At 49.4% G+C, this 7,901-nt stretch carries 5 protein-coding genes; 1 reads left to right on the forward strand and 4 read right to left on the reverse strand.

What is annotated here, in order from left to right:
• Window positions 1–590: 590 nt before the first annotated feature.
• The 4 genes from RMO35_RS01980 to RMO35_RS01995 all read right to left on the reverse strand — a co-directional run bounded on the left by RMO35_RS01980 (window position 591) and on the right by RMO35_RS01995 (window position 4,855).
• A complete protein-coding gene (locus tag RMO35_RS01980) occupies window positions 591–1,454 on the reverse strand; it encodes a pentapeptide repeat-containing protein (protein WP_309738193.1) in 864 nt (287 codons plus the stop codon).
• Between the two features lie 9 nt (window positions 1,455–1,463).
• Window positions 1,464–2,105, reverse strand: a complete 642-nt coding sequence (locus tag RMO35_RS01985; RefSeq protein WP_309738195.1) for a hypothetical protein — start codon at window positions 2,103–2,105, stop codon at window positions 1,464–1,466.
• Between the two features lie 249 nt (window positions 2,106–2,354).
• Entirely contained in the window at window positions 2,355–3,053 is a 699-nt protein-coding gene (locus RMO35_RS01990) for a hypothetical protein (RefSeq protein WP_309738196.1), read from the reverse strand.
• Between the two features lie 92 nt (window positions 3,054–3,145).
• Window positions 3,146–4,855 carry an S-layer homology domain-containing protein gene (locus RMO35_RS01995; protein ID WP_309738197.1) on the reverse strand — a complete coding sequence of 570 codons (1,710 nt, stop codon included), beginning with the start codon at window positions 4,853–4,855 and terminating at the stop codon, window positions 3,146–3,148.
• Window positions 4,856–5,334: 479 nt separating this feature from the next.
• Between RMO35_RS01995 and RMO35_RS02000 the strand changes: the two genes are divergently transcribed.
• Window positions 5,335–7,269: a nucleoside-diphosphate sugar epimerase/dehydratase gene (locus RMO35_RS02000; protein WP_309738198.1), complete on the forward strand. Its 1,935-nt coding sequence runs from the start codon at window positions 5,335–5,337 to the stop codon at window positions 7,267–7,269.
• The last annotated feature ends 632 nt before the right edge of the window (window positions 7,270–7,901 follow it).

The following is a 7,901-nucleotide window of genomic DNA, read 5'->3' on the forward strand; positions in this document are numbered from 1 at the left end:
GAGCGTGAATTCGGTTGCGTGCGAGCTGGGCGCAGCAACCCCACAGTTCGAGCTAGTTTCGATCGTTACATAGTTAGTGTTCCCAGATTCAGCGCAGAATATCCAATACCTCGATCGAAATACCGATCGCGATTAGTAATAATTTGAAGTGTCAAGCCGTCTGGGTGTGCCGCCGATTAAAATCGGGGCTAGTGATGCGAAGTCCGCCTTCGCGGACTAATACCAAATCCGGTTTGTACAACATACGAACCCTGCCCTCACCCCCAACCCCTCTCCCAAGCTTGGGAGCGATTCGCGCTCGTCGGGTTCCCCGACGGTTTAGCGAATCAAGACAGAGGGGAGCCAGAGCCGAAGGATCTGGCGGGGTGAGGGCTGCGTGAGTTTTCGATCGCGCAAGAAGGGTTTGTAAAGCGGACTAGGATATTAGTCCGCGTAGCGGCGCGCGCTCCGGAGGAAACCTCCGGGTTTAGCGCGACAAGCGGCTCGCTCCGGTCGGGTTTCCCGACCATGGAAGCGAGACAAGACAGACAGGCGGACTTTGCTTGCGTGTGCCGAGACTTTAGTCTCCAGGCTCCTCTTACTCAATTAATTTAACGGATCGCACCTGTAAAAATAGTATCTGTCAAATTCGCACCTGTAAAAATTGCCCCTCGCAAATCTGTGTAGCTCAGATTGGCACCCATCAGATTGGCGTCCGTCAGATCTGCACCAGCGAGATTGGCACCACTCAAATCCGCTCCAGTCAAATTTGTCTTGACTAAAATCGCCCCAACAAAACTAGCCTTAGTCAAATTTGCCCAAGACAGATCGGCACCAGTCAGATGGGCGCGATCGAAAGTGGCTAACGCCGCATAGCTAGTAACTAAATGCGCTCGAATCAGCCGTGCTTGTGTCAAATTAGCCCGATACAAATGTGCCGCACCTAGTTCGGCTTCAGCTAAAATTGCTTGGCTCAGATCGGCGTGAGCCAAATTTGTGTCAACTAAATCGGCATAACTGAGGGTGGCGCGATGCAAATTAGCTCGATCGAGATCGGCACCCCGCAACCGTGCCCCTGTCAGATCGATTGCGATCGCATTGACGCCCGATAGATCCGCAGCTCGCAAATCGGCAGCAGTTAAATTACTGCCCATTAAATTGGCATGACACAGCCGCACCCGCCGCAAATCTGTCGCTTTTGCCTGAAAATCGATCGCTTCGATCGAGCTTAAATTAGCATCGACGAGATCGGCGCGATCGAGGATCGCATTACTCAGACTCGCCCCACTCAAATTGGCAGCTACCAGCTTAGTATCACTTAGATTCGATCGGCGCAGATCGACATCGTGCAAATCTGCCCCGCGTAAATTCAGCCCCATCAAACGGGCACCGCTCAAATCTGGCACTCCTGGATGCTGCCCGCGCCACTCCAGCCAAGCAATTGCGCCCAGCCGCAACGCTTCATCTGCACTCACACCCATTGCCTACTCCTGTTTGGTGCGCTCTGGAAAAGGACGCCCCGGCAAACTTTCGAGTACTCCCAGAATCCCCGACTCCGCCGCTTTGATGTCCCGCTCCTCTCCACCCAAGTACAGCCGCCCAAAGACACCAACAGCCGAAATCTGGAGGATATTGATCGTCGCTGACTTCTCCGCCTCATTAGCGGCGATCGCCGCATAGGCGGCTGGCTCTACTTCCAATACATATAAAGTCTGTCCTTCGAGGATCATATTTCCCCGCCGACTGCGGTTGATCATCTGAGTGTGATGGGCGGTAATATTCCGAATGATCCGACTCGAAATGACGCGCGGCTTGAGACAATCCGCTTGCCGGACGCCCAAATATGCCAAAATTGCCTGTCCCGCAGCATGAACGTCACCTTGACTGCTGGCATGAATTTCCATTAGTCCATACAACCGCTCGATAATTTGCACGCCCGGTTTTACCTGGGCAGATTTGAGGGCAATATCCATCATTTGATTGATTTCCACTCCCGGTGACACCTCGATCCACAAGGAGGAATCCGATGGCAATGGCAAAAATCCCTGAGCTTCAGTACCCAGATAAGCCGCGTGTTGGCGCTGCAAGCGATCGATAAAAACGTAGCTGCGAAGGTCGATTCCCAAGATAAATTAGCGGGGATGAAGTGAGGACTGCTCGATGAGGCATCTCATCAAAGATTGACTGTTACAGATCTGCCAAGCCTCATCAGTATACCGCAGGTGGATTACCATCGCCGACGCATTGAACTGGGCAGCATCGATATTGCCATTATTCGAGACAACCCTCAAACAACAACAGGAGCAAGAAAAATCATTTTTCTTGCTCCTGTATTTACTAACTAATCATCAGTAAATTACTTAGATTTCTACTGCCTATCGAGGGGTAGGTGGGGTAGTAGGATCTGGTGCAACTGGAGTAGCAGGCGCTGGAGGAGGAGTAGGCACTGAGTTACTTGGTGCTGTAGTTGGCGGTGCCGATGCTGGCGGTGCCGATGCTGGTGGTGCTGAAGAATCAGCAGGTGCCGATTGGTTGGCGATTTGAATCAATTGACCCAAAAGTCCTTGTAAGGCTTTTTGACCGTTAGGTGCGTCACTAAGAGCTTTCTCGGGGCCGACTTCGCCTACATAAGCTTTGATGTATTCGTTGTAAGCACCAACTGAGGCATTCAGTTTAGTCGCATCGATATTACCATCAGCCGATCGCATTCCTTGAACGGTGCTGGCTAGAGTAGCCGCAGCTTTGCCAGTTGCGCCATCAGCAGGCACTCCACTAGGTAATAATGCCGCAACTAACGGAGCAGGGGCTGCGCCATTAATCACATCAAAGGTTGCCGCATCGCCAACTGTGTTCGCACTTAAAGATTGCGAAAATTGGTTGACAGCACTTTGGCTGGGGGCTGCATAAGCTGGGCTGCCACCACCCACGACACCGCCACCACCAGTATTGACGATCGAATTAAAGGTGTTACCGTTGTCGGAACCATTACCAATTTGAGCGTGAGCTGGAGCGATATTTAGTGCTGCTAAAGTAGCTACAGCACCCATTCCTAACAGATAAGCCGAGATTTTCATGTTTGCGACCATGATGAAGAGAATAAATAAGAACAATGGAAATTTGAGGAGCGATCCTCAAATTTCCAACAGGGAAACAATTGAGCTGCGATCTAGAAGTTAAAGCCTAAACCACCGCTGACAGTGAAGCGAGAACCACCAGTTTCGCTATTAACTAGATCCACTAATGCTGGGGTAACTTGGAAGGAAGTACCACCACCAAAAGGAATCGAGATGGGTAGGCCAACGCCTAAGTCTTGACCGTTCCAGTCAGCAACTAGCGAAACATTGGAGAATAACCGAGTGCCAACGCTACCAAAGACGTTGATCGTGTCGCGTCCGGCACGGATGTCGCCCACAGTACGGAAGCGACCAGCACCAGCACCAACTGATAAGGTGGTGTTGCTAAAGAAGCCCATATTGGGATCGGGATTGAGGATGACGCTCGCTACACCGTAGCCAGTCCGACCACCATTGACACCACCATCAGGATTATTTCCACCGAAGCCGGAATTGCTGCCGAAGGTAATCGCGTTTTCATAACCACCCGCGATCGCAAAGTTGTCGCCGAGGAGTTTGTGAACTTTGAAGCTGATCCCACCGTTCTCGAAAGAATTAGCACCTTGTCGGTTGTAGGTAGTAGCTACAGTCTCTAAACCTAAGAAGTTGCGAGAATCACCTAATCCAAGACCGACAGAGTAGGCGTAGGTTTCTGGATTCTTGCCACCAGGATTATTAGTGTAGATATTCGGACGAGTTTGATTTTGATAACCCGCACCGAGGAAGAAGCCAGTATTTGCACCGAAGGCTGTGGGAGTACCCAGACCGCCGACAGGGAAAGTACTCACGCCGCCACTGCTGGCGATCGCAGGTACTTGACCGGGGATACTTAATTTGGCGATCGCTTCATCAGCAGTTGCCGCCGCTGTTGGTGGAGGAGTTGTGGGAATTGTAGTGACGTAGGTACCTTGAGGACAAGATGCGATGTACTTATTCGCTGGGCTAGAAGCATCTAGCGCAGGCAACCTGCCAGCACCAACCAAAACTTGGTGGATATAAGCAGCTACATCCGCACGAGTTGCGACTGTATTTGGTCCAAAGTTACCACCAGGTAAGCGGCTGCTGTCGTATTCAACGCTGACAGCGATACATTTTTGAGTTGCAGCAACTAAGGCGTTTTGACCGTAGCTGGGAACTTGAGCGGCATCGGCGAAGACGCTGTTGAGGTCTAGTTCGCCAGCAGTTGCCAGTTTACTACCATTGACCAAGGAGACTAAACCTTGAATCCGGAGTAAGTTTTGCTTAGGCCCAAAGCTACCGGGATATCCAGCTAAAAATCCACTGCGGTAAGCTTTTTGAATGACTTCTGCCGCCCAGTAATTGTTGGGTACGTCTTTAAATTTACGTCCGGCACGGATTGGTTGCAGGTCGAAAGCTTTGTTTAGTAGAGCGGCGAACTCAGCGCGAGTGATGGGTTGGTCGGGTTTGAAAGTCCCATCAGGATAGCCTTTGATAATATCTTTTTGAACTAAAACTGTGATAAAAGGTTCTGCCCAGTTACCAGCAACGTCACTAGCTTGAGCGACTTGGTTAGTCGCTGGTGTTGCAGCGGGAGCAGTGGTTTTAGTTGCCTCGATCGCTTTTGCCAAAGGTACCGATGCGGTAACTTTGCTTAATGAATTGCTATTATTTGGCGTAGTCGGTGCTGCCAATGCAGGGCTGATGGCAACAAGAACACCTGTGAAGACCGATCCCAGCATTAAAGATGCAATGCGACCGATTTGAGCATGTTTGAGATGAGACTTTTGGCTGTTTTGATTCATGGTTTCCCTGGTACACCCCTCACTGGAAAAGTTAACACTTAACATTTTAGTGCAATTTTCCGGAATCGCGAGAAGATGGCTGTTTACTATAAGTTTACACAACAATCGATTTTCGGGTCGGTTTGTTTTATCCATCGGTTGAGTTCACGGATGCACTCGATCGAAGATTTAAACATTCCAGACTGTGAATCGGTTAGCTTGCGCCTAGCTCCAAATAAGTTCAGAGATTTGGCTGAGTACATTTGGAGCAAAAAAATATACTTTAGATGTATTGAGAAAGCTTTTGCAAGCCGTTTTTTGCAGTCCTTACTTACCAAGATTGCTCGGTTTAGATTACTTCAATTCATCAAGCAACAACCTCTTACATTACACTACAACATCAGTTGCGATCGTATTGGCAAAGGTCATAAATCGAGTTTCATACTTGATTAAAACTTGATTTTCAACTTGTTAAAAACCGTCGATTGTGTCATAATACCATGTCCACTAACAGCCGATCTTTGTTGAGTATTGAAGCTACTGCGGCGACTCTTGAAAAACTTGTCAATGCGCTTTCCAATCATCAGAAGTATACAATCCTGACGTCGATAGACATCAGTTTGTTCCTGATCTCAATTACGGCGGCGATCGGCTTCGAGTATGGATTTGACCTTGTTGCCTTACAATTTGTACAGCTTGGTGATTTTGCGATCGTCGAGATCGTAATTAAAATTGGATTGTTTTGGTATTTTGGGATTTATCAGCAGGTATTGCGCTACATCGATGGTGGATCGATCTTTCCAATTGCCAAAGCGATCGCCGCAAGTTTTTTGGCGACGACAATAATTGCCAATTTGTTCTTTAATCCGGCGATTCCAGCTTCGGTGGCACTGGTCGATGGAATGCTCTCGCTGATATTGTCGATCGCGTTTAGGTTGTGCGTACGATTGACGTGGGGACGGATGCGCCAGATCAATCATCCCTGTGCGGACAACGGTGTCGTCATTTACGGTGCAGGCAGCGCTGGCTGTATCCTCGCCCAAGCTCTAGTCAGCGAGCATGGCAAGCGTCCAGTCGGGTTTATCGATGACAATCCCGATCTCCAAGGTCGCAACGTTCAGGGGATTCGCGTTTATGCACCCGCCGAACTGCTGAAGCTCAAGGCAAATGTTGGCTTTGATGAAATCCTGTTGGCAATGCCGTCCCTCGAAGGTCATCGCAAACGCGATATTTTACAGAAGCTGCAAGTGTTGGGAGTACCCGTCAAGACAGTACCCAGTATTGCCGAAATTTTGAGCGGTCATGTGTCGGTTTCCAGAGTCCGCGAACTAGATGTCGAAGATTTACTCGGACGTAAACCAATTGCCGCACGTCCCGAACTGTTGCAGCATGACATTACCGATCGAGTCGTCCTAGTTACGGGTGGTGGGGGTTCGATCGGTTCGGAACTCTGTCGTCAAATTGCGAAGCAACAGCCTAGAATGCTCATTGTCTATGAGCTACACGAATTTGCGCTCTATCAGATGGATCTCGAACTAGGCGAGAATTATCCCCACCTCAATAAGGTTGCTTGTCTGGGTTCGGTAACTGACGCTCAAACTCTCACCCAAGTTTTGGAAAAATATGGCGTCCAAACGATCTATCACGCCGCCGCCTACAAACACGTGCCGATCGTCGAAGCCAATCCAGTATCAGGCATTGTCAATAACATCAGCGGTACGCTAACTACAGCGACTTGTGCGATCGCCTGTGGGGTATCAAAATTTGTGCTGATCTCCACAGACAAAGCCGTGCGTCCGACGAATATCATGGGCGCAACCAAGCGAGTTGCCGAGTTAGTTTTACAAGGTTTAGCCGATCTGCCCAACCATACTACCTGCTTTACAATGGTGCGGTTTGGCAACGTCCTGGGCAGTAGTGGTTCGGTCGTACCGCGTTTTCGCGAACAAATTATGTCTGGTAAGTCGATCACCCTGACACATATAGATATTACTCGTTACTTTATGACCATCCCCGAAGCGGCAACGCTGGTGATTCAAGCAGGGGCGATGGCAAAAGGTGGTGAAGTGTTCTTGCTCGATATGGGCGAACCTGTCAAAATTTTCGATTTGGCAACCCAGATGATCCGCCTACATGGGATGGAACCCGATCGCGATGTCTCGATCGAGATCGTCGGCTTACGTCCCGGTGAGAAAATCTATGAGGAGCTACTGATCGACTGTAATGCCGCAGTACCAACCGGACATCCCAAAATTTTCTGCGCTCGCGAAGCCAAATTGGCTTGGCAGGAACTCGCTCCTCAACTTACCAATTTACTGGATGCGGCGGCTGAGTGTGAGGTTACTGAATGTGTATCGGCTCTGCACGAGCTAGTTCCTGAATATCAACCGATGGGGCAATATGCGCGGACGCAGTATGAAGTGGTGGCGGTCTAGGGGTGAGGGGTAAAAGGTAATGAATCTGTGTACACACAAGTCTGTTAAAGTTGCTGCATAGCCCCTCTACCCCACCCCAGCCCTCCCCTTATAAAGCGGATGCAACCACGCGGAGGTTCCCTCCGCATGTGTTGCACCAAGCAGCGGATGCGCGCACCGTCCTTTGTTCCCCGACAGTGAAGCGCACCAAGCAGGGGAGGGGACAAATACTAGTTAAGCAGAGGATCTAGAGGCATTTTAATCGACGATAAGTCGGCTCCTCCCCTTTCCAAGGGGAGGTTGGGTGGGGTACAGATCTACGCATCAACTCTAATAGACTTGTGTATACACGGTAGCCTTTCCAAGGGGAGGTTGGGTGGGGTGTAGATCTCCGCATTAACTCTAAATTATTATCAAAACGAACTCTAGCCAACTTGTGTATACACCGTCGCCTTTACAAAGGGGGTTAGGGAGGATTTTTTATTGTCACAGGTAACAAAACAGCCTCTAAAATCTCTACCTTTTGACCGATCGCAGATCTAACTTCTGAAAGATTATGAATCGCTGAATTTTTCCTAACTTGGTTAGTAGCGATTAACCGCAAATTCAAAACTTAAATAATAGTCAAAAGTTATGGCAGATAAAATGCAAAT

Source organism: Chamaesiphon sp. OTE_20_metabat_361 (assembly GCF_031364565.1).